The organism is Actinokineospora inagensis DSM 44258 (assembly GCF_000482865.1).
Taxonomy (GTDB): Bacteria; Actinomycetota; Actinomycetes; order Mycobacteriales; family Pseudonocardiaceae; genus Actinokineospora; species Actinokineospora inagensis.
Genome location: NZ_AXWW01000032.1, coordinates 30,725 through 53,544, shown reverse-complemented (window position 1 = coordinate 53,544; position 22,820 = coordinate 30,725). Strand labels below are relative to the sequence as shown.

Genomic DNA, 22,820 nt, shown 5'->3' with positions numbered 1-22,820 from the left:
TCCGCTCCTGTGGCAGACCAGGACCCAGGGCGGCTTCACTTTCGACCCTCGATACGGGACATGTCCGACGCGCGGGTTCGCGGTGGGCAGCAGGGACCGGGCGCGGGTCGTGGCCGCCCCCGTCTTCCTGACCGACGGCGGCCGGTCGCTGCGCGCCTTCCTGCATGATCAGGCGTCGATACTGTCGGCCGAGCCGGACTGGGTCATCGGAGCCTGGTACGACGTGCCCCACGAGCGGGTGGTGTTGAGCCTGGTCCGGCTGGTCCCCGACCGCGCGGCCGCCGTGGCGTTGGGGCTCGCCTGGCGGCAACACGAGATCTACGACCTGGCCGCCCGTCGGTCCATTCCCACCCGGCTGCCCTGATCACTCCACCACGGCCGGGGATCTTCCCTCCGGTGCCCGGAACTCGCGGGCCAGGGTCACCAGCCAGTGGTACTCCGCGGTCGACCCGTCCGTCGGCGGTGGACCTGCCCGCAGCTCCGCTGTCGCGATGGCAGCCGCCAGTCCCGTGGGGCACCCGCCCGCGGCGAGTTCCGCGCGTGCCGCGTCGACCCGGGGGCGGATGGCGCGCAGACCGTCCTGTATCTCCACGACGCGGCGGTGCAGCCAGAAGCCGAGGTTGCGCACCCGCGCCAGGTCCCGTGCCCGGCTCACCGGCGGGATCAGCGCGACCGACGGGACGGCGTCCTGCAGGACCCACCACAGTGGATACAGCGCCGCCGACATGCGGTAGTCGCGCACCCACTCCCGGATCGCGCGGGCCTGGCCGCCCAGCGTCGGGATGGTCCAGCCGAGCAGGGCGAGGGCCGAGCCGATGTCGCTGCACAGCCACGCCACCGGTTCCCAGGACCGCAGGTCCACGTCGAACTGCCCGGCCACCACGTCGGCGGTCCGGACCGCGCCGTAGACCAGGATGACGGCCGCGCCCGCCGCCGTGGTCCACATGCCGCGACGCAACGCGGGACGGTCGGCGATGCGGGCGAACCGGACGCAGGAGCACAGCACGTCGAGTTGGCCCGCCAAGCACCCGAACAGATACACCAGCAGGTACGGGGCCTGGCTGATCTGGTGGGTGTAGCTGACGTAGAAGTCGTGGAAGCGTTGGACCCTGGGCCGCAGCAGGAAGAACATCACCACGAACACCACGGTCAAAAGGCCGGTCAGCGCCAGCCGCACACCCGCTTGGCGGCGGGCCTGCTCCGGCGGGTGCGTCCAATACGCGAGCAGCAGCTGCTGGGCGCCGGTCAGCCCGAACACGCACACCACCGACACCAGACCGCCCGCGTTCGCGACGCCGGTGACCCCGTCCACCCAGGCCCCCACCGGCGGCAGCAGCACCACGAACCCTAGCGCGGACAACGCGATGTAGCCGCACAGCGCGGTGTTGAGCAGGTCTCCCGGTCTACGCAGCAGTCCCGCCAACCGGGGGATGAGCACCAGCACACCGAGCACGACGCAGCCGACGTGCAGCGACGTGGTCAACTCACGGTCCCGCCCACCAGCGTGAAGGACCGCTCCAACCGGCCCAGGACGGTGTCGTCGGCGCGGGTGTCGCCGCCCGTGTGCGCGTTGCGCAGCAGCAGCGAGGCCATCACCTCGGCCTCCAGCTCGCACCGGTCGCTGTAGTCGGCGCGGCTGAGCATGTCCCGCACCAGCCGGGGGTCCAGGGTGGGGAACAGCAGCCGCGCGGTCGTGTCGTCGACCGGCTCGGTGCCCCGGTGGCCGAACGCCAGGTGCGCCAGCTCGTGGGCGATGATGTGCTCCTGGTGCGAGCGGGTGGTGCCCGCGTCGTAGACGACCAGGTCGATCGCGGGCAGCGCCAGCCACATCCCCGACGGCGCCCCCGAGGTCATCGGCACTGCGGCGAGGTGGACCAGCCTGCCGGTGCGGGCGCCGAGCAGCCGGGCCACGCCCGCCACATCGGTCCCGGTGGGCACGTCCAGTTCGGCGAGCCGGTCGGCGCAGTGGCGCAACGCGCGGGAGACCTCTTTGGTCCTGGACCGGACGGGCGGGGCGGTGGGCAGGCGCATGGTGGGCGTTCTCCAGGGACAGCGTCGGGGCCGCGCGGCGCGGCCGGGTGTCGCGGAGGGGGCGCGTCGCCGGTCAGGGCACCGTGACGACGATCTTCCCGATCTGCCGGTTGGACTCCAGGTACTCGTGCGCGGCGACGATGTCGGCCAGTCCGAAGGTGCGGTCGATGGCGGCGGGGTAGTCACCGCGGCGCACGTGCTCGGTGATGTGGTCGAGGGCCCGCGCGCGCCTGGCCGGGTCGCCCATGATCTCGAACAGCAGGAAACCGCGCAGGGCCAGCCCGTTGGCCAGGGCGGAGCGCGGGAACGGGGTCGGCTCGCCGGACAGCCCGCCGTAGATCACCAGGGTGCCGCCGGGCGCGGTGGCCGCGGCGAGGTCGGCCACGCCCGGCCCGGCCACCGGGTCGAACACCACCCGCGCGGCCCCGACGGCGGCCTCGATCCCCGCGGTGACCCCGACCTCGTCGGTCACCACCACGTGCTCGGCGCCCGCCGCCCGGACCGCGTCGACCTTGGCCGCGGTCCGGGTGAGCGCGACCGGGACGGCACCGACCTGCCGGGCGACCCGGATCGCGGCCAACCCGACGCTGCTGGACGCGGCCGTGATCACGACCGGGTCGCCTGCGCCGAGCCCGGCGACGTCGACCAGGCCGCCGAACGCGGTCAGGTACGGCATCCACACCGCCGCGCCCGCCGCCGCGTCGAACCCCTCGGGCAGCGCGACCAGCGACGCCGCGGGCACGATGGTCCGCTCGGCGTAGACGGCGTAGTCGTTCATGGAGAAGGACGGCAGGACACTGACCGCCGCGCCCGGGTCGATGCCGGTGACGCCCTCGCCGACGGCCGCCACCGTGCCCGCCGCCTCGTAGCCGAGGCTCGCCGGGAACACGCGCGGCTGCTCGAAGTAGCGGCCGCGCCGGTAGCTCGCCTCGGCCCGGTTGAGCCCGATCGCGGCGACGTCCACCAGCACCTCGCCCGGCCCCGGCGCGGCGGGCTCGTACTCCTCCACCCGCAGCACCTCCGGCCCGCCCAGTTCGTGGAACCGCACGATCCGCGCCATCACGCCACCCCGGGCAGGTCCAGGCGGGTGTGTCCGAGTTGGCGCATCAGGTCGACGAAGTCGAACAGCGCGGTCCGCTCGACGACCTTGTCGCCGCGGAAGCGGTCGATGCCGACGGCGGTGAAGTCGGCGCGGCGGCCGCTGGGCGGCAGGCCGCGGAACTCGCCCGACTGGGTGCCGATCACGCGCACCCGGGTGATCACCACATCGCCCTCGGCCACCTGCTCCTGCACGGTGTCGAGCACGTCGGGGAAGGCGGCGCGGAAGTCGGTGACCCAGGTGCGCACCCCGTCCGGGCCGTGCAGGTCGAACTGCGGCCAGTGGAAGTCCTCGGCGAACACCTCGTCGGCCAGGTGCAGCTCGTTGTGCGTGATGATCCGCTCGAACAGCAGCGCGATGCGCCGTTTGCGCAGTTCCTGGAGCCCGGTGTGGTCGGTGGTCGTTGCCCTGGCGCCGTTCGACGAGCCGATGTCGGTCATGCCGCCTCCCCAGAAGACCTACCCGGTCGGTGCTCCCGAGGCTAGCCACGTTCGCCGCTCAGCGTCAATCGCAGTCGATCACGGTGTCCGAATAGGACGGTCCGGTTGCCCGGAATGCCGGAACCCGGCGCGGGGCGGGAAATGAGGGCTGGCCCTGATGTGCGGCCGCGGTCCGCCGCCTAGCGTCGGTGTGACGGCGAGTCGCGCCGGGAGCGGGAGGTGTTTTCGGTGAGCCGACAGGACACCCGGCTGTTCACCTCGGAGTCGGTGACCGAGGGGCATCCGGACAAGATCTGCGACGCGGTGAGCGACGCCGTGCTGGATGCGTTGCTGGCCAAGGACCCCCGCTCCCGGGTCGCGGTGGAGACCCTGGTGACGACCGGCCAGGTGCACGTCGCCGGGGAGGTGCGCACCCAGGCCTATGCCGACATCCCGGGCATCGTGCGCGAGGTCATCCTGGACATCGGGTACGACTCGTCCGCCAAGGGCTTCGACGGCAGCTCCTGCGGGGTCAACGTGGCCATCGGCGCGCAGTCGCCGGACATTTCCCAAGGCGTGGACGTCGCGCACGAGGCCAGGGTGGAGAACGCCGCCGACGAGATCGACCGGCAGGGCGCGGGCGACCAAGGTCTGATGTTCGGCTACGCCTGCACGGACACGCCGGAGCTGATGCCGCTGCCGATCGCGTTGGCGCACCGGCTTTCCCGGCGGCTGACCAAGGTCCGCAAGGACGGCGACTTACCGTACCTGCGGCCGGACGGCAAGACCCAGGTGACGATCGAGTACGAGGGCGACCGGGCCGTGCGCCTGGACACGGTGGTCGTGTCGAGCCAGCACGCCGACGGCATCGACCTGGCGAACCTGCTCGGGGTCGACATCCGCGAGCGGGTCGTCCACCCGGAGATCGTCGACCTCGGACTGGACACCGGCGACCTGCGGCTGCTGGTGAACCCGACCGGGCGGTTCGTCATCGGCGGACCGATGGGCGACGCGGGGCTGACCGGACGCAAGATCATCGTCGACACCTACGGCGGCATGGCCCGGCACGGCGGCGGCGCGTTCTCCGGCAAGGACCCGTCGAAAGTCGACCGTTCGGCGGCCTACGCGATGCGCTGGGTGGCCAAGAACGCCGTCGCCGCCGGGGTGGCGGACCGGATCGAGGTGCAGGTCGCGTACGCGATCGGCAAGGCCGCGCCGGTGGGCCTGTTCGTGGAGACCTTCGGCACCGAGAAGGTGGACCCGGCGAAGATCCAGGCCGCGATCCGCGAGGTGTTCGACCTGCGCCCGGCCGCGATCATCCGCGACCTGGACCTGCTGCGCCCGATCTACGCGCAGACCGCCGCGTACGGCCACTTCGGCCGCCCCGACCTGGACCTGCCGTGGGAGCGCGCCGACCGCGCCGACGACCTGCGCCGCGCGGTGAACCTATGACGGCGGCGCCCAGGGTCGTCGTCACCGGCTCCATCGCCACCGACTACCTGATGCGCTACACCGGCAGGTTCACCGACGCGCTCGTCCCGGACCGCCTGGCGACCCTGTCGCTGTCGTTCCTGGTCGACCGGATGCGGATGCGGCCGGGCGGTGTCGCGGCCAACATCGCCTACGGCCTCACCCGGCTCGGCCTGCGCCCCACCCTCGTCGGCGCCGTCGGGTCCGACTACGCCGCCGACCGGCTCGCCGGGTTCGGCGTCGACACCAGCGGCCTGCGCGTGTCGGCCACCGAGCTCACCGCCCGGTTCCTGTGCACCACCGACGACGCGCAGAACCAGATCGCCGCCTTCCACACCGGCGCCATGGCCGAGGCAAGGCACATCGGGCTGGCGCCGGTGGTGGGCACCCTGGGCGGGGTCGACCTGGTGCTGGTCGCGCCCAACGACCCCGTCGCGATGCTGCGCCACACCCGGGAGTGCCAGGCGAACGGGTGGGCGTTCGCCGCCGACCCGTCCCAGCAGCTGGCCTCGGTCGACGGCGCAGACGTGCGGTCCCTGGTCGAGAGCGCCACCTGGCTGTTCACCAACGAGTACGAGCACGGCCTGCTGCTCGACCGCACCGGCTGGACCGACGAGCAGGTGCTGTCCAGGGTCGGCGCCTGGGTCACCACCCTGGGCGCGGGCGGCGTGGTCGTCGAGTCCGCCGGGGAGCGTTCGATCAAGGTCGCCGCCGTGGCCGACCTGGTCCCGGTCGACCCGACCGGCGTCGGCGACGCCTTCCGCGCCGGGTTCGTCGCCGGGATCGTCTGCGGCCTCGGCGTTCAGCGGGCCGCGCAGCTGGGCTGCGTGCTGGCCGGGTTCGTGCTCACCGCCGAGGGCGCGCAGGACTACGACGTCGGCCTGAGCACCCTGCTCAGCACCGTCGGCCGCACCTACGGCGGCGCCGCCGAGGTCGACCTGGCCGCGCACGTCGGCTCGGTCACCATCGACCGGGGGGCGGGCACGCCATGATCGCCCACCTGGAGTCGGGCGGGCTGACCCGCAGGCACTGGGTGGTCTTCGCGGTCTGCGCGGCGGGCGCGTTCCTGGACTCCGTCGACCTGCAGGTGATGTCGCTGGTGGCGCCGGTGCTGCTGCGTGCGTGGGCGCTGACGCCGGTGCAGACCGGCCTGCTGGTGTCCGCGGCGATGCTGGGCATGCTCGTCGGCTCGGTCCTGTTCGGCCGGGTCGCCGACCGGATCGGTCGCCGACCCGCGTTCCAGATCACGGTGGCGGTCTTCGGCCTGGCGGGCGCGTCGTGTGCGCTCGCGGCCGATCCGGTGCAGCTGGGGGTGTTGCGTTTCGTCGTGGGTTTCGGGATGGGCGGGTTCATCCCGGTGGACACGGCTCTGTTGCACGAGTTCATGCCGAGCGGGGCTCGCGCACGTGTGCTTGCCTTGTGGGGCTTGGCTTTCCCGCTCGGCGCCTTGGCCGCGACCGCCCTGGCCCGGTGGCTGCTCCCACACGTGGGCTGGCGCGGGGTGTTCCTGGCCGCCGCCGCACCCGCGCTGCTGCTGTTGGTCGCCCGGCGCGCGGTCCCGGAGACACCCACGTACCTGCTGGGCCGAGGCCGGATCGCCGAAGCCGAGGCAGCCGTCCGCTGGGTGACCGGCACCCCGGTCGCCGATCCGGCGACGCTGCCTCCGTCCCCGCCTGTCTCGCCAGACCTGCCTGCTTCCTCCGGCCTGGGGCGGGCCCGCGTGCTGGTGTGCTGCCTGTGGTTCTGCTGGAGCTTCGCCTACTTCGGCCTGATCCTCTGGCTGCCGACCCTGCTCGTGTTGGCGGGCATGCCACTCGCGCAGGTGCTCGGCTACGGCATCGGCTTCCAAGCCGCGGCGATCGTCGGCAGGATCGCGGTGCTGCCCTTGCTGGCCCGCTGGGGCCCGGTGGCCGTGGTGACCACGACCGCCTGTGCCGCCGCCTGCCTGGTCCTCTGGTTCGGCGTCCTCCCCGCGTTGCCTGTGCTGATCGCAGTCGGCTATGCCTTGTCGATGGCCCAGGAGGGCGGATTCAGCGGCATAGTCCCACTGACACCCTCGTTGTTCCCCACCCATCAACGCGCCACCACCGTGGGCGCCGCGAATGCGGCGGGCAGGGTGGCCGCATTGCTGGCACCGATCGTCGTCGGCTGGTTCGCCGGAACGGACCTGTATCCGGTATTCGTCCTGTTCGCCCTGTGCTTTCTTGCCGCCGCCGTGACCGCCTATGCCGTACTGCGCCCGACTCGCACTACTAGCGGCGCACCACTGGCGGCTTGAGCCACTGACCACCGGACGAGTTGATCCGGGGGCAGCCGCACCCCATCGAGCAGTCTGGGCGGGGCGTGTCGCGTTGGCGGGGGGTTTGGGTTGGCGGGAGGGTGCGTTGCTCCGTGGGGCGCCGACCGATCCGTCAGGCGACCCGACGACTCGTCGGCTTGCTTCTCTAGTGCGCTGACCACGAACGTTCACCGGGTGATGACACGCCGGTCGAGGTGCTGGACTCCCGACCGGTGTTGATCTCACGCTCGACAGCGACGCAGTCATTGTCGAGCGTGAGGAAACGTCGATGGCCGAACCGGTGAGAGCACGGCGGTTAACCGAGGACGAGGGCCGCACGCTGCTGCGGATCACTCGTCGTGGCAAACACGAGTCCATCCGCGTGCGGCGGGCGATGATCATCATGGCCTCGGCCTCGGGAACTCCGGTGCCCGCGATCGCCCGCCTTCTCGGCGCGCACGAGGACACCGTCCGCGACGTGATCCATGCCTTCAACCAACGGGGGCTGGCCGCGCTGGACCCTCGGTGGGCGGGAGGCCGTCCCCGCCTGATCAACCACGATGACGAACGGTTCATCGTGGCGACGGCCACCACCCGGCCCGGCAAGCTGGGCAAGCCCTTCACCCGGTGGAGCGTGCGCAAACTCGCCGACCACCTCGCCCGCAACCCACTGCGACGAGTAGGCATCGGACGAGAACGACTCCGCCAAATCCTGCGCGAACACGACATTACCTTCCAGCGCACCCGCACCTGGAAGGAATCCACCGACCCGGACCTCGACGCCAAGCTCGACCGGATCGAGCACGTCACGAGCCTGTTCCCGCAGCGGTGTTTCGCCTTCGACCAGTTCGGGCCGTTGTCGATCCGCCCGCACCACGGCGCCGGCTGGTCACCACGATCCCGGCCGGACCGGCTACCCGCGACCTATACCCGCACCCACGGCATCCGTTACCTCCACGGCTGCTACTCACTGGGCGACGACCAACTCTGGGGCGTGATGCGCCGCCGCAAAGGCGGCGATCGCAGCCTCACCGCCCTGAAATCGATCAGAGCGGCGAGACCCGACGGCGCCCCGATCTACGTGATCATGGACAACCTGTCGGCGAACAAGACCCCGAAGATCCGCAAGTGGGCCGCGCGCAACAACGTCGAGCTCTGCCTGACCCCGACCTACGCCTCCTGGACCAACCCGATCGAAGCCCAGTTCGGGCCACTGCGCACCTTCACGATGAGCAACTCCAACCACCCCAACCACACCGTGCTCACCCGCAGAATCCAGGCATACCTGCGATGGCGCAACGCCAACGCCCGACACCCCGACGTCCTGGCAGCCCAACGCAAAGAACGAGCCCGCATCCGCAGCGAACGCCAACACCGATGGGGCCGCCCCCGATCAGCCTGACCAACACGGCGAACCAATGTGGTCAACGCACTAGGGGACCGGCGAGGTGCCGCCTGCGATCGTCGGCAGGCCGGCCGCGTGCCAGGCGCGGTAGCCGCCGATGAGGTCTGTGGCGTGGGGTAAGCCGATCCGTCTCAGGTCGCGCGCCGCGAAGCTGGACGCGTAACCCTCGTTGCACAGCACCACTACCGGCGTGTTCTCGTCGAACCCGTCGATGCGGTGAGAGCCGGAGAACCGTGACCGATCAACCTGACCGCCTTCGAGAACCCGGGCGGCCGTAGTCAGGATGTGGTGCGGTGATCGGGTGGCGTTTCGAGGGTCTTCCAGGTGAGGTCGGGGAGCTGACCGCTGGTGATGCCGAGGTCGGCACGGGCACGGGCGTGGAACTCGTTTCGCAGTCGCATGGTGTTCCGGTAGGTGTCGGCGAACCGGGATGCGTCGGGGTGATCCGAGCGGAGAATCCGCTCCAGTTCCCACACCTGCTCGCTCCAGGCCTGCGCGGCGGAGATCGTCGCCGGTTCGCCGAGGAGCAGGACGGTTTCCCACCGCGCGGCCCGCCGGGTCTCCGCGTCGGCGAGGTCCTCGAACGCGTCGGCGAGGTCGGTGGCCTGGCCGGTCGACAGCACCCTTTCGTCTCGGCGATGCGGCGGCACAGCCGGACCATGTGCTTCACCGCGTCCCCGTACTCCGCGTACGCGGCGAGGCGCTTGTCGTCCCACCGGGCGGCCTGCGCGCGCTGTGGAAGACACTGACACTGAGGTCCTGCTCCGCGGCCCGCTCCTGTGGCGGGTCGGTGACGTGGTGGCCGACGCCTCGGCCAGCGAACCCTGGATCGGGTTGCCTACGACAGGACTCACGCTGACGGGCACGGTGGACATCGACTCAGTGCGCGGCGTGCTGGTCGTGGAGAACAAGGACACCTTCCAAAAGGTGTGCCAGATCCCCGAGGTGGTCGAGCGGTGGTTGTGCGTCTGGGGGAAGGGCTACACCAGCAGCGGCATGATTGCGCTGCTGTCGCGGTTCGTCAATCGTCCGATCGCGGCGTGGTGCGACTTGGACGCCGACGGAATCCAGATCGTCGTCGACCTCGCCCGCAGACTCGCCAGGCCTGTGTCCTCGGTGGGGATGACGGTCTCGCTGTGGGAGACGGGGCCATGGCGCCGCCAGAATGCCGAACAACTCAGACGCGGCCAGCAACTCGCCGGAGTTTTGGCGGACACCGACTCAGTCGACCTGCGGGACCTGGCCGCCGCCATCACTTTGAACGGAGAAGGGCGAGAACAGGAGTCGATGTATGAAGACTTCCTCCCCCACCTCGCGAAAGTGCTCGCCGGGCTGTCGTAACGCTGTGGCGGGCTCATGCTTCTTGATCAATTTACCAAGCACTGGCTGGCGGTGTATCAAGGGGCGAGACCGGGTGGTCTGGTCATTGTGATGCGAACTGCTGTTCTCGGTGGGGACGTCGGTGGTCACAGTGACGAACGGCCGGACACCCATAGCCCACACCCTGTACGTGGCGGGAACTAGTTCACCCGGGGCACGCGCAGCGTGGCCACCTCGAGTACAGCTACCGCGAAAACCCCTGTGCTGGTCGAGAATGCCGTCACCGACTGTGAGCGCGGGTTCAGGCGGCGGGATGATAGTGGTTGAGCAGTCCGGCTAACGACCTCGCGCATGGTTTCGGCCAGTTGGGGTGGGCCAGTGAATCACGTTCGGGCCGTCGTCGGGTGCTCGTAGTTCATGCCCTGGCTCTGGTGGCTGCGGTGGGCGCTGTGGTGCTCAATGCAGGCGTCCAGTACGTGCCGGAGGTGGCGTCCGTTGATGATGAGCAGCCGGTCGGTGCATTCACATCGCACTGACCCAATCCCAGCGTTCGGCGTGCACGTCGTGTCGCCCCGGTCTCGGAGGGTGGTGCGTCACGCTTGGGGTCCGCAGGTGCTGGCCAACGGCAGGAGCAGCCGCGGCAATGCGCCCTTAGCCGCGGAGCGCGATCGGATGCGGATGTCGTCGTGGATCTGTTGTTTGACCTCGGCGGGCACGTCGCGGCCGAGGAGGTCGGCCAGCGCGGGGCGGAGCTCGGGGAAGTCCTCCTGCGCCGCGGCGGCCACCAGGATCCGCGCGAAGGCGGGCGGCAGGTCCGGGGTGCGAGCGAGTAGTGCCCGCCGCGCCTCGAGGCTTGTCGACCGGAGGGTCGCACGCATGGCCGAGCGCAGGTTGTTGGCGGCGGTCTGCTTCTGCTTTCCCGAGAGTCCGATATCGGTGGCGGCGGCCGCCACGCGCAGGAGCAGATCAGCGGCCCTCTCCGCCTGCCCGGACCGGGCCAATCCGATGACTTTGCGACCAAGGACGACCAGGATGTCGGCGCTCGTCGGCGCGGCCGAGGCGATGGCGACCAACTCAGCCGGTTCGACGTCGACGGCCGAGGTGCCGACCGACGCGAGGCGCAACCACGCTCCACGCGCGATCCCCGCCACGTGCGAGGAGCTACCGCGGTGCACCGGAACCACCGAGCGGGTGGTGCGATCCACCTCGAACAGGTCGCGCAGTGTCCGCTCGACCTGGTGTTGACGAGCGGGGAGGTCCAACGCCACGTCGACGGCCAGTTCGAGGATGTTGCCGCGCGCGGCTTGCTGGGAGCATTCGAGGAACCGCAGCAGCAACTGCTCGTGGCCGGGTGCGGGGACGGCTCCCGCTCGGTACAGATTGCGCCACAGGCTCGCCGCGTCACGCTGGGCGGCCTTGACGGTGAACAGCCGGTCGACGAGCCGGGTGAGCTGGGAGGACTGGCCGACCAGTGCGCCGAGCACGCGGTCGCTCGGCGACTCGGCCACAGCGGAGAGCGGGGTGGCCGACATCCGGCGGATCGACAGGGCGACGAGCAAAGCCACCGCGTCCGGCCAGGTGTCCGCGTAGTGGGTGAGGTCGTAGCTGATGTTCTTGAGACCGGTGGGCGACAGCGCGCCATGACCTTCGGCGGTGGCCGCCAATGCCCGACGCGCGACCTCGTGTCCGCCCACGGCAGCGGGCACAAGGAGAACGGCGAGGTAGTCGTCCGCCAGCCACGCCGCCTGCTCGGCCGCCGCAGGGACGGCTGTCATCAGTTCCGCGACCACCTCGGGAGACAGTCGCGCGTCGCGCAGGGCTTTCCGGGCGACGTGGGCCAGCCGCTGCTCTCGCGTGGCGGGCCTGTTGCCGGGCGCGGGCAGCCCACCCAGAAGGTCGACGATGACCGACACGGTGGCCGTTGCCGGGTGCGCTGCTTCGCGGGCCGGGGAGTCCAGGACCCTGGTGAACAGACCGCCGAGCGCGAACGTGCCGAAGCCGGGCATCTCGGTGAGGCGGTTGACCGTGCGCACCGCGGTGTCCGCTGACAGCACCGCGCGGTCGATCAGGTCGGCTATCGCGTGCAGATCCGCGTTCGCCCCGACCGAGTAGTAGTCGTCCTCCAGCGTCGCGCACAGGTAGTCAATGGTCGTCTCCCACCAGGGACCGGCCCCGTCTCGGGCCAGGAGGCCTTGCCACACCTTCCCGCGGATCCGCCCAAGCGCCTGGCGGGTGTCCCTGGCGTTGGCGTCGTGGCGCTCCTGGAGGGTCACGACGAGCTGCTGGATCTCGTCCGCGACGGCCGCCGAGCCGAGAACCGACCACCGATCGGCGAGGAGGTCGAGGATGTGCAGCGGGACGCTGCGGTGCGCCTTGTTCGCCGCGGTGGCCCTGACCATGGCCAGCAGCTGCGCGCACGCCCAGGTCGGGTCGGCATCCGCTGCGGTGACCAGCACCCTGGCCACCAGCTTGGTCATGCGGGCGGGCGACCCCTTCCAGTTCAGCGCGACGGTGACGCAGTCCAGGTCGCGGACCACAGCCATGACCACTGCCGCGTCGCGAGCACCGAGGCGCTCCAACGACCCCAGCACGGACTCGCGGGCACCGGGGTCGCGGCGCCACACACGGACCAGCATGGCCACCTGGTCGGTGACCTCCGGTTTGGTCACCGTAGGCAGTGCCTGGGCGTAGCGGCGCAACGCGGCGCCGTCGACGGTGTCGATCAGCCGCTCGGTGACCCCGCCCAGGGCGGGCCGGTGCGCCACGACTCCCAGGGCGATCCGTTGCAGAGCGGGGACACCTCCGTCGCACATGCGTTCCAGGACACCCTCCGCCGCTACCGCGACGAACGGGTCGTCCACGGCGAGGATCAGCATCTGCTCCAGGATGGCGCCGACGAACAGGTCGTCCGGATGTGCCTCGAGGTGCCGCACCAGGAACTCGAGCGCCCGCTCACCGTCACGACCGAGCAGCCCGACGGCGGCGGCGTACTCGAACATGGTCTGGTGGAAGTAGCGGATCACCCGGGCCGACCGGACGAGCACGCCGCGCTCGACGAGGGACTGGATCGCGGTGGCGACCTCCGCCCTGCGCGCCGGGCCCTGTCCTGCCTCGGCGACCGCCGTGGTCGACCGCAGCATCAGCGCGTGCCCGAGCTCGGTGCGCCCGGCAGCCAATAGGGCGATGCCCGCGTGTTCCGCGGTCGCACCCAGGTCGGCCCCGACGGGTATGCCGACCTCCGCCCGCCGGTCGGTCCGCACCCGGCGCTCCCAGTACGTCTCGTACAGGCTGGAGACGTCGTGCTCCAGTGAGGGAAAGTAGGGCTCGTACAGCTCGAAGAGCAGGCGCAGCTTGAGCGGGTTTAGCACGATCTCGCGCACGGTGAGCCCGCGTGCCGCCGCCGAGATGATCTCCTCGACCTTCGCCCGCGGGTCGGCGGTGACGACGCCGGGGCAGAACGCGGCGATGTGCTTCACCACGGCCAAGGGCAGCTCCGCGTCGTCGTAAGGTCTTAGACCGACCGTGCGGAACAGCCTGCTCGGCAGGGTCAGGGCCTCTTCGGGGCGTGAGGTGAGCACCACCTCCGCGCCTGCGGCCCCCACGAGCTCGCAGAGATCAAGGACCTGCTGCCGGTGCAGCTCGTCGTGCAGCAACAGGTCGACGGTGTCGATGAGGAAGACGGCGGTCCGGCCTGCGCGGTCACGGCCCTGCGCGACCCTCACCAGCTCGTCGATCGAGACTAGGGGCGAGCCGCCGTCCGCACCGGTCAGCCAAGGGGAGTTCAGGAGGTAGGGGCGCAGCACCGGGTGGTCGGCGAGCTCGCGGTAGAGACCCCACAGCAAGCTGCTCTTGCCCTCGCCCGCAGATCCGTGGACGAGGATCGGCTCGCTGTGGCCGTCGGCGGCGAGCATGCCGATCACGTCGTCCTGCTGGGTGCGCCGTACGTATAGGCCGGTGCTCAGGCCTCGCGTCGGGCTGTCGTCGTGCCGCTGCCCGCTCGCGGTGTCCAGCTCGACGGCCAGCCGGTCGGACAACGACCGCAGGCGTGCCTCGACATCGGACACGACCTCGGCAGGCGTCGCCACCGCCGCGCGCGGTTCGGGGGGAACCGGCAACTCGTCGCCGTAGCCCGTCTGGAAGACGACCACTTCGTTGTGGTACTGGATCCACCGCTGCTTGTCGGCTTGGTCGCCTTCGCAAGCATCGATGATCTTGAGGGCGTTGGTCAGCGCCGTCGGGGTGGCCTTCCAGTCGCGGGAGTTGCGCAACCACTCCGAGACCGTGGTGTCGGAGACATTGATCTTCCTGGCGACCGTTCTCTGGTCGACCTCGGCCACCTCCAGCCAACGACGCAACGCCGTCGCGTACGAGGCACCCGGCTCGCCCTCCCGCACCGGCTTGGGCGCCCGCCCGGGCCCGGGGCGCCGCCGCGCGCCGGTCATGTCCGGCGACGGCGTACGCGCGCCGCCGGGCGGTTCACCAAGCGACCGGAATACTTCGGTTGGGAGCTGAAAAAGCAGGTCAGCGGGGTCAGGTTATGCACCATGTGACACAAAAACGATCTTCGGGTTTGGCTGGTCGCCGATTCCACCCCGCCCGCCGGGCGGGAGGACGGATGGTCTTGGGAGGCCAGTGGTGGACCGGTACGCAGCACAGCAGCCCTCGGGGTTCGTCGATGACGGAACACTAGGCGCCATCACCCCGCGGGCGGGTGAGGACGGGCGTGTGGTCGTCGGCGCCGTCCTCAACTTCACCCGGGCGGAGCAGCAGCTCGTGTCCTGCTACGACTCGCTGGAGGCGTGACCGCGATGCGGCCCCGGATCAAGCACACGCACCGACCCGTCCGGATGGCCGACGGGGAGATCCGCATCGGCGGATCCGTCGACGGGCTCGCCGACGTCCTCGAGACCCCCCAGGTCTGGGCCTGGGATTTGCTCGAGTCGCTGGACGGGTCCAAGACGGTCGAGCAGGTGTCCGCGCGACTGCGCGAGGCGCACCCGGACCTGGCGCCGCACGTGGTCGCCGCCGCTGTGGACGACCTGGTCCGGGCGGGTCACGTCGAGGACGCCGACGAGCGGTCACCCACTGGGCTGTCCCGGGCCGAGCTCGACCGGTACAGCCGAGGCATGGCGCTGTTGAGCTGGATGGCGGGCGGTCCGCCCACCGAGCCGGACCCGCAGTCGAGGCTCGGCGAGGCCAAGGTGTCGGTGTTGGGGTTGGGTGGGGTGGGGTGCACGGCGGCCCTCGCGCTGGTCCTATCCGGCGTCGGGCACGTGCACTGCGTCGACCGCGACCTGGTGGCCTGGTCCGACCTCAACCGCCAGGTCCTCTACGGCGAGGACGACCTGGGCCTCCCCAAGACCGAGGTGGCGGTGCGCAAGCTCAGTGCGGCCAACTCCGGTGTGCTCGTGACCGGCGAGCACCGCGACGTCGACGGTCCGGGCAGCGTCGCCAGGCTGATCGCCGACTGCGACGTCCTGCTGCTCGCGGCCGACGCGCCCGCCGATATCAGGTCCTGGGTCAACCAGGCCTGCCTCGACTCCGGCACCCCGTGGGTGTTGGGGGGCTACCAGGGACCGCTGGTGACGGTTGGGCTGTTCCGCCCGGGAACCGGCCCCTGCTACGAGTGTCTGCGCCTGGTCGATCGTTCGATGAAGGCCGTCCGGCCGGTCGCCACCGAGTGGTCACCGGGCATCGGTCGCCGGGCACCGCACGCGGCCAACGCGGTCACCAGCGGTATGACGGGCCTCTTGGCCGCGCACGGGGTGATGAGCATGGTGACTGGGGTTCCCGCGTTGGGCGAGAACCGCCAGCACGCCATCAACCTCATCACCGTCGAGGGTGCCAGGACCATCACCCCGGCGGCGCCGCATCCCCGGTGCCCGGCGTGCGGACCGGACTCGGCGTGAACACCGCGGCAGACCAGCCCCGCACTGAGTCCCCGCCGCCGCGCGCGGCGGGGACTCGCACGGGTGGGTCGTCACCCAGGCGACCGAGCAGGTCCGCAGCCTCGGCGAACCGGCCCCGGGCGGTTCCCGCTTCGCCCAAGTGGACCAACGACCTCCCGACCGTCGTGAGCACGCCCGCCAGAAGCCGCTCTGAGCCGCCCATCTCCCTGAACACGGCCTCCGCCTGGCGTCCGAGGCGCACAGCGGCGCGGTGGTGCCCGAGCCCTTGCCGCGCGACCGCCAGGTCGTGCTTCGCGTAGGCGCACCCTCCGAGGTCGCCCGCCAGTTCCCGCAGGGAGAGCTGGTGCTCGGCGTGGCGCAGGGCCTCGGCGTAGCGGCCCAGTCCGGCGTTCACCTGACTGAGGTTGGTGGCCACCACGGTGCGCAGAAGCGGGTCGGCGTCCTTGTCGACCAACGCCGCCGCCTCGGTGAAGCAGGCCAAGGCCTCGAGGAGACGTCCCCGCAGTTTCCAGCCGCGCCCGAGGCCGCACAGGACCTCTGCCCGGGCGATCACGCCACCGTGCTCGCGCGCGATCTCCAGCGCGAGGACCAAGTCGGCCTCCGACTCCGCCCATCGCCCCGCGACCTGGTGGGTGTCCGCTCGTCGTCTCAGGAACGCCAGTTCGAGCCGCGGGTCGCCGCCGCGGCGGGCCGCGGTCAGTCCGGCGGTCTCGGCCACCACCTGGGCCCGCCAGTGAGTCCGCAGGCCGAGTCCGAGGAAACGCGCCGCTGCCGCCAACGCCATCGTCGTGTCCGGCAGCCCTGCCTGGTCGGCGGTGTGCAGCGCGGCCACCAGGTTGGCCTGTTCGGACCTCAACCACGCCAACGCCTGCTCGCGGTCCACCAAGTGCGGCGGGGCGGTTGTGGATCTCACGGTGCACCCGATGTGGCGGTGGATCGGGAAGACGAGTCGATCCGCCAGCGTCGCGGCGTGGGCGTACCACCGCAACACCCCCGCGAGCGCGCAGTCGGGGTCGTCGTCGGGTTCCACCCGCTCGGCGGCGAACTCGTGGAGCAGGTCGTGGACGCGGTAGCGCTGCCTGCCGACCGGGGTCAGCAGGTGCACGTCGACCAAGGAGTCCAGGGCCCGGCGGGTCGCTCGGTCGCACCGACCGGTGAGAGCGGCGGCGGCGCCTGCGGAGAACTCCACGCCCGGGTGCAGGCCGAGCAGTCGGAACTGCCTGGCGTGCTCGGCGTCCAGGTGCCGGTAGGACCAGTCGAACACGGTCCGCAGGGTCGAGCGGCCGTCGCTTCCCCGGCTCATGGCCTCCAGGCGCCCTTCCCCTTCGATGTCGGCCACGTGCTCGGCCAGGGTGAGGTCCGCACGACTGGCGACCCGAGCCGCCAGCACCCGGACAGCGATGGGCAGTCCGGCGGACAACCGCACCAGCTCACCGACGCAGGCTGGCTCGGCGTGGGCACGCGCCATTCCCACGACACCGAGAACGAGGTCTGTGGCCTCGGCCTCGGTGAACGGCGCGAGGACGACCCGCCGGGCATTGGCCGTGATCGCCAACCCGAACAGCGCGGTTCGGCTCGTGACAAGGGCCATGGAGCTGCCCGTCCCCGGCAGCAGTGGTCTGACCTGCGCGGCGTCGGCGGCGTTGTCGAGCACGATCAGCACTCGGCGGTCTGACACCCACGTGCGGTACAGCCCGGTGAGGGTCTCGGCGTCCGCAGGCAGACGACGTGGTGGAAAACCCGCCGCGGTGAGGAATCTCGCCAGAACCTCCGCGGGCCGCGCGGGGGCGCCAGGACCGTGTCCGCGGAGGTCGGCGAACAGGGTGCCGTCGGGGAACCGGGCCTGGACGCGGTGCGCCCACCACAGCGCCAAGCTCGTCTTGCCGACGCCCGGCGCGCCCTCGATCACCACGACCGAGGACCGCGCCTCGGTGCGGGGGACATCATCCGGTATCACGGCGTCGAGCAACGACCTCTCCGCCGCGCGGCCGACGAAGTCGCCAAGGCCAGCGGGCAGCTGCCGCTCGGGCTCGTGGGATCGCCGGGGTTCGACCACTACTTCGTGCACCACCGCGGCCTGCACCACGCAGTCGACGCGGCTCGATTCGACAGTGTTGTGAACTGTCACGTTGTCGTCCATCACCCCAGTGTCGGATCGGTGGTCGCGTCCGCGCGGCGCGCGAGCGACCGGTTTCGGATTCCCCCACTGCGGGCCGCCACGCCGGATACGCTGCTCGCGATGACTGAACGCGATGGTCACGATGCGGGTATGGCGAGTGAGCGAACTCGCCCTGCGCGCCGCGCTGGACCAGGGCGGCCACCCACGCCGGTGACCGGTGGGGAGCCAGGCGCGTCGTACAGCTCGGCACTGCGCCAGTGGCTCGAGCGCGCACGCATCGACCGGAAGTCGCTCGCGCACAGGGTCAACTGCAGCGAGAGCTACATGTCCTGGTTGCTCACCAACGAAGCCCGGTGGAAGCCGACGCCCGCCCGGCTCACCTGGGCCCGCAAGATCATCAGCGCCTGCGGCGGCACCGACGAGGACGTCGCGCAATGGGTCGACTACCACCACGCGGTGTCGGACTTCGTCGCCCACGGAGGCACTCTGCCGAAGCCGCCAGGAGACGCGGAGAAGGCCACCGCAGAGGAGGTCGCCGCCGAGATCCGGCACTACCTGGGCGCCGTGATCGATGTCCTCGGCCGGACGATGGCCTGGCTCCCGGATCCCGATATCGACGCGAACTTCGAGCAGCGCATGGTCACCGCGTGGGATGAGATCCCCGAACGCCGGGTCGACGGTGGCCCCTCCTTCGGCTTCCGGGATACCCGGCAGGGCGATGTGAGCTGGAACCGCGCCGTGGAAGAGGTCGCTGTGGCCGTGGTGTTAGCAGACGCGGGCTACGGGAAAACGTGGCTGCTGAGGCACCACGGCAGACAACTCGCCCGCTCGGCGTTGGCGGCGCTGGAGTCCGGTGCTCCGGTGGACGAACTCGTCCTTCCGCTGTTCACCCATGCCGCCGAGCTCGCCGCCCACTGGGCCGCGGGGAAGGCACCGTCGAACGCAGTGCTCGGCGCGGCGATGCTGCCGCTGAGGGAGAGCGGGTTCACCCTTGACGCCAGACTCCGCGACTACCTCGAGGATCGGTTGCTGGGTGAGCAGAGCGGCGTTCACGTGCTCGTGGACGCCTGGGACGAGGTGTTCGACGACGACCACCGGGAGGCGGCCCGGCAGGCGGTGCGGTGGTTGCACGGTCTGGTCGTTCACCCCGGCGGGCCCAGGCTGGTGCTCGCTTCCCGGCCGACCGGCTACTCGGACCCCTTCGGGGTCGCCGACGCGGACGGCGACCTAGAGTACTCCGCACCGCGGTACTTCGAACTCGGTGTGCTGGCGGAAACCCAGGTGCGCCACCTCTGGCGGGCGTGGTTCCGCTATCGCGGACAGCCACTGCCTGAACAACGGCTGTTGCCCGCGATCGCGCCTCGCTCACCGTTGCGCCGCTTCGTGCACGTCCCGTTGATCGCGGCGTTCTGCGCCTGGGTGGCGGAGGAAGAGACCGTGGCGCAGACGCGCTCCGAGTTGTACCGGCAGGTCTTGGGGCGGTTCCTCAGTCGTCAGTGGAAGCCCGGCTCAACCCCGTCAGGCTCACCGCACCAGGACCCGGCCCACCGCGGCCAGCTCCACCGCGCGCTAATGGAGCTGGCCTGGCACATGGCCGCAGGCGGTTCGACCTGGCGACGACATTGCGCCCGCGGACTGCGAGACGATCCTGGCGGGCGCTGACCTGGAGCGGTTCGGCGGGCGCAGCCGAACGTGGAGCGTGGTGCGCACGATCGGGCTCCTGGTGCACTCGGGGGCCGCGGCGCGCGCCGCTCCGCTGGGCGAGGGATCGGTGCTGTGGGTGCATCGCAGCGTCCACGAGTTCCTCGCCGCGGAACGGATGGGAAAGCTGTCCGAGGGGCAGGTGCGCGACCTGCTGGAGCGGCGCTGCTGGCTCAGCCCGGAATGGAGCGGGGTTCTCGACTTCACCTTGGGGATGGACCACGAGAAGCCGGTGGAGAGCAGGATCGGGCCGGTGGTGTGGCGGTGGATTGCCGAGCGCGGTGACGGTCTGGGTTGGTACACCTCGGTCCTGGTGAACTCGGGGAGCACCGCGGAGACCGACGAGATCGCCGGAGCCGTGGCGGCGTTGTGGCGGTTGCACACCGCCGGATTCATCTCGTCGACCGCATTGGCCGAGTCGGTGGCGGGAACCGACCTTGTCGACCAGGCCGAGGTCGTCAGCGTGGTACTGGCCGCGCGACACGACCCGTCCGACCCGACGACCTGGGAAGCCTTGGCCTGGAGCGGAACCCCGGGTTTGACCCTTCTCGCCTCGACCGTGGGCAGCGTCGCGGACGCGGTCGGAGCCGCCGCCGCGCTGTACCGGGTCGATCCGCCCGCGGCGCAGGCCGCCCTGCGGCGCAGGCTGAGCAAGGGACTGCCGGTGGGAGCGGAGGACGCCGCGGCGTTGGCCGCGCTCGAGGAGTCGGACACAGCCCCCTTGCTCCGGCGCTACGAAGGCCGCCCCGACTCCGAGCAGTTGGCTCGACAGGTCGGCTGGACCCGCAGCCGAGCGGGACGGACAGCGCTGCGCGACCGGCTCCACGCCGACGACGGCGCGGTCCGCCTGGCCGCCGCCAGCGGGCTGGTGGCAGACCACGGCAACGACATCGACCGCGACACCTTCGGCGCACTGTCCCACCTCGCCCGCGTCGACCCGGACGACAGCGTCCGGATCGGCGTGCGCACCCTGCTCAACGCGATCGGAGCCAGCGTTCCTTGGGTGGAGACGGCCATGGCCGAGATGGTCGGGGATCTCTACCGCCCGGTGGGCATCCCCTCGCTGGACTCCGCCGACGCCATCGCCGCGGCGTTGCGCACCACCGGTCCGGCGACCGAACTCGCGGTGCAGATGCTGTTGGAAGACCCTGTCCTGGAGACATCGCCGCAGATCCGCGTCGGTCTTCTGGATCTCACCAAGCGAGCTTTGCTCGGCGAGGTCGACGTTCAACTCACCAGGAAGGTAGCCTTGGTGGCGACTCGGGAGACCTTTGCCGAACTCGCACTGGCCAGACTCGCGAACGCCGATTTCGATGCGCCGCTCAACCGGACCCGTCTGGCCGCCGGGTTGTGCCTGGCCTTCCCCGCCGATGAGGAGATCTTCAGCGTCGTGCTGACAGTGGTGCAGCAGCGACCGGACCCCTCGGTGGAGCGCGCGCTGACCCTCTCCGAGCTCCCCGCCGAACGGCGCTTGGAAATCCTGCTCGACCGGTTCACCGGCCTGACCACCAGCGCACCACTCGCGGTCGGCGTCTGGGCGAACCAAGCCCGCCGACTGTTGTCAGACCTCCCCGAACCGACACGCATGCGCTTCGCCGATCTGTTCGCCATGGCGACCAACCACGTGCTCGATCTGCCCTGACAACCCTCCGTTCCGGTTGTCGTCGGGTGCTCGTAGTCTCATGCTGCGACCGTGGTGGCTGCGGTTGGCATTGTAATGCTCGACATGGACATCCAGTACGTTCTAGAAGTGGCCGCTCGTGATGAGCAGTCGGCTGGTGCATTCGCGTAACAGCGAGCTGACCCAGCCTTCGGCGAATGCGTTCCACCCGCGTGAGGTTCCAAAACTTGACTCAGCAGCCCTGACCTGAACATCCAGGCGCAGCGATCTGAACTTTTGATCAAACCACCGAGTACCGGACGCGACATATTGAGATCGTGCCAGCGCTGAGACCGGGTAAGCTGATCAGTGTGAGCCGAGCGGCTACCCTCGGTGGGCACGTCGGTGGTTGTAGAGACGAACGACGGGACACCCATAGCCCACACGGTGCGCGGCGGGCACTACGCCCACCAAGGTCACGCAGCGCGGCAGCATCCAGCGCCCTAGCACGTACTCTAACGTCCACCTACGCCCAGCCACCGCGCATTCTTCTACTAGAGCGCGTATCACGGCGCCCCCGTGCGTGGAGCGCACCGGGGAGCAAACGGGGAGCAGAAATACGCTCCAAACTGCGCTGAACTGCATTCAGCACCTTTGAACGTACACGTGGGCGAGTTCAGATGCTTCCACCGTCTGAACTCGCCGGGCCCACACGCCCGCCCTGGCCCAGATCACGAACCGACGGTGCACCGTCGACTTCGACGCCCCGAAACACGGCGGCAACCCCCGCCACGCACACTCCGACACCACCACGTACACGATCGCGGCAAACACAGCCTCGTCTTCGATGTTCCGCACCCCACCACCCTGCGGACGCACCTTCTCCGCAGGCAGCAGCGGACGCGCCAGCTCCCACAACCCCTCCGGAACGATCCACGACCAACGCCCCTCAACCATGATCAACTCAACGACAGGCCACCATGTGGGACACGGTCCAAGGCCCCCGGAGCACCCGACGAGGGGAATGTCGACGAGCCGTTCGCTGAGACCGATCTCCAGCCGAGTGGTGACACGCCGTCGTGGCGGAAGCTGCCGACATGGCGGGAAGCGTGGGCCGTCGCCGAGTATCACCGCATCAGGCCAGACCTCAAACACGAGCACGCTGAGGTATCGGCAGGCCCCAAGGAGGGCGCGGTCCCAGCGGCGGAAATCCTCGCTATGTTGCCCGCTCAGCAGGCTGCCGATCTCCTAGGCACCCTGCCACGTAGCACTGCGGCGGCGCTGCTGGGCGCCCTCCCAGACGTCAAGGGCGGGGCTGTGCTGAACGCGATGCTGACAAGCGCGTCCGAAAGCTCCCGGACCGGTGGGCGCTGAGAGATCTCGACCCGTACTCGCGACCAGGTGCGATTGACTTCGGCACCACACCCCCGACGGGCGCGGCCGTGTGGTGGGTGCGCGGACGCCGCTGA

Annotated in this window: 19 protein-coding genes and 1 pseudogene; 10 read left to right on the top strand and 10 right to left on the bottom strand. The window is 70.5% G+C overall.

The features are described from left to right. The first annotated feature begins 82 nt into the window (after positions 1–82). Positions 83–364, top strand: a complete 282-nt coding sequence (locus H504_RS41170) for a hypothetical protein (protein WP_157440401.1) — start codon at positions 83–85, stop codon at positions 362–364. On the opposite strand, the gene H504_RS0114205 is transcribed toward H504_RS41170, so the two are convergent. The 4 genes from H504_RS0114205 to H504_RS0114190 form a co-directional block, all read right to left on the bottom strand. Next, complete coding sequence (locus H504_RS0114205) at positions 365–1,483, bottom strand: MAB_1171c family putative transporter (protein WP_026423323.1); 1,119 nt, start codon at positions 1,481–1,483, stop codon at positions 365–367. It abuts the gene before it with no gap. Then, positions 1,480–2,031, bottom strand: a complete 552-nt coding sequence (locus H504_RS0114200) for a hypothetical protein (protein WP_026423322.1) — start codon at positions 2,029–2,031, stop codon at positions 1,480–1,482. The genes H504_RS0114205 and H504_RS0114200 overlap by 4 nt, the downstream gene beginning before the upstream one ends. 73 nt (positions 2,032–2,104) lie before the next feature. Next, a complete protein-coding gene (locus H504_RS0114195) occupies positions 2,105–3,091 on the bottom strand; it encodes a zinc-dependent alcohol dehydrogenase family protein (protein WP_026423321.1) in 987 nt (328 codons plus the stop codon). Further along, positions 3,091–3,570, bottom strand: a complete 480-nt coding sequence (locus H504_RS0114190; RefSeq protein ID WP_051385832.1) for an ester cyclase — start codon at positions 3,568–3,570, stop codon at positions 3,091–3,093. The genes H504_RS0114195 and H504_RS0114190 overlap by 1 nt, the downstream gene beginning before the upstream one ends. A gap of 249 nt (positions 3,571–3,819) precedes the next feature. On the opposite strand from H504_RS0114190, the gene metK reads away from it, so the two are divergent. The 4 genes from metK to H504_RS0114170 all read left to right on the top strand — a co-directional run bounded on the left by metK (position 3,820) and on the right by H504_RS0114170 (position 8,699). Continuing rightward, positions 3,820–5,001 carry a methionine adenosyltransferase gene (gene metK / locus H504_RS0114185; RefSeq protein ID WP_425394059.1) on the top strand — a complete coding sequence of 394 codons (1,182 nt, stop codon included), beginning with the start codon at positions 3,820–3,822 and terminating at the stop codon, positions 4,999–5,001. Next, positions 4,998–6,011: a carbohydrate kinase family protein gene (locus H504_RS0114180; RefSeq protein ID WP_026423318.1), complete on the top strand. Its 1,014-nt coding sequence runs from the start codon at positions 4,998–5,000 to the stop codon at positions 6,009–6,011. The genes metK and H504_RS0114180 overlap by 4 nt, the downstream gene beginning before the upstream one ends. Next, complete coding sequence (locus H504_RS0114175) at positions 6,008–7,297, top strand: MFS transporter (RefSeq protein ID WP_026423317.1); 1,290 nt, start codon at positions 6,008–6,010, stop codon at positions 7,295–7,297. The genes H504_RS0114180 and H504_RS0114175 overlap by 4 nt, the downstream gene beginning before the upstream one ends. A gap of 289 nt (positions 7,298–7,586) precedes the next feature. Beyond that, positions 7,587–8,699 carry an IS630 family transposase gene (locus tag H504_RS0114170; RefSeq protein ID WP_026423316.1) on the top strand — a complete coding sequence of 371 codons (1,113 nt, stop codon included), beginning with the start codon at positions 7,587–7,589 and terminating at the stop codon, positions 8,697–8,699. Between the two features lie 30 nt (positions 8,700–8,729). Here H504_RS0114170 and H504_RS34995 read toward each other — a convergent pair. After that, a pseudogene (locus tag H504_RS34995) lies at positions 8,730–8,927 on the bottom strand (rhodanese-like domain-containing protein); the annotation flags it as partial. A gap of 53 nt (positions 8,928–8,980) precedes the next feature. Then, positions 8,981–9,352, bottom strand: coding sequence for a hypothetical protein (locus H504_RS34990; RefSeq protein WP_245614245.1), 372 nt, complete (start codon positions 9,350–9,352; stop codon positions 8,981–8,983). Positions 9,353–9,500: 148 nt separating this feature from the next. Here H504_RS34990 and H504_RS34985 point away from each other — a divergent pair, with 148 nt between their 5' ends. Then, on the top strand, positions 9,501–10,043 hold the full coding sequence (locus H504_RS34985; protein WP_169735389.1) for a Wadjet anti-phage system protein JetD domain-containing protein: 543 nt from the start codon (positions 9,501–9,503) through the stop codon (positions 10,041–10,043). A 362-nt stretch (positions 10,044–10,405) separates the two neighbouring features. On the opposite strand, the gene H504_RS41985 is transcribed toward H504_RS34985, so the two are convergent. After that, positions 10,406–10,555, bottom strand: coding sequence for a hypothetical protein (locus tag H504_RS41985; protein WP_169735388.1), 150 nt, complete (start codon positions 10,553–10,555; stop codon positions 10,406–10,408). A 60-nt stretch (positions 10,556–10,615) separates the two neighbouring features. Then, positions 10,616–14,464 (bottom strand): NACHT domain-containing protein, encoded by a 3,849-nt coding sequence (locus H504_RS0114150; protein WP_026423315.1) that lies wholly within the window; start codon positions 14,462–14,464, stop codon positions 10,616–10,618. 193 nt (positions 14,465–14,657) lie between these two features. Between H504_RS0114150 and H504_RS41165 the strand changes: the two genes are divergently transcribed. Then, the gene (locus H504_RS41165; protein ID WP_157440400.1) at positions 14,658–14,825 is read left to right on the top strand and encodes a hypothetical protein; all 168 of its coding nucleotides are present in this window, start codon (positions 14,658–14,660) and stop codon (positions 14,823–14,825) included. 5 nt (positions 14,826–14,830) lie between these two features. Further along, a complete protein-coding gene (locus H504_RS0114140; RefSeq protein WP_035304354.1) occupies positions 14,831–15,931 on the top strand; it encodes a HesA/MoeB/ThiF family protein in 1,101 nt (366 codons plus the stop codon). On the opposite strand, the gene H504_RS34980 is transcribed toward H504_RS0114140, so the two are convergent. Further along, positions 15,876–18,071, bottom strand: coding sequence for an ATP-binding protein (locus H504_RS34980; RefSeq protein WP_051385830.1), 2,196 nt, complete (start codon positions 18,069–18,071; stop codon positions 15,876–15,878). The two genes, H504_RS0114140 and H504_RS34980, sit on opposite strands and share 56 nt — an antisense overlap. A 303-nt stretch (positions 18,072–18,374) precedes the next feature. Between H504_RS34980 and H504_RS0114130 the strand changes: the two genes are divergently transcribed. Further along, the gene (locus H504_RS0114130; protein ID WP_157440399.1) at positions 18,375–19,712 is read left to right on the top strand and encodes an NACHT domain-containing protein; all 1,338 of its coding nucleotides are present in this window, start codon (positions 18,375–18,377) and stop codon (positions 19,710–19,712) included. 40 nt (positions 19,713–19,752) lie between these two features. Then, a complete protein-coding gene (locus H504_RS0114125; RefSeq protein WP_157440398.1) occupies positions 19,753–21,393 on the top strand; it encodes an NACHT domain-containing protein in 1,641 nt (546 codons plus the stop codon). Positions 21,394–21,996: 603 nt separating this feature from the next. Here H504_RS0114125 and H504_RS44030 read toward each other — a convergent pair. Beyond that, complete coding sequence (locus H504_RS44030) at positions 21,997–22,308, bottom strand: transposase (protein WP_425394058.1); 312 nt, start codon at positions 22,306–22,308, stop codon at positions 21,997–21,999. Positions 22,309–22,820 lie beyond the last annotated feature (512 nt).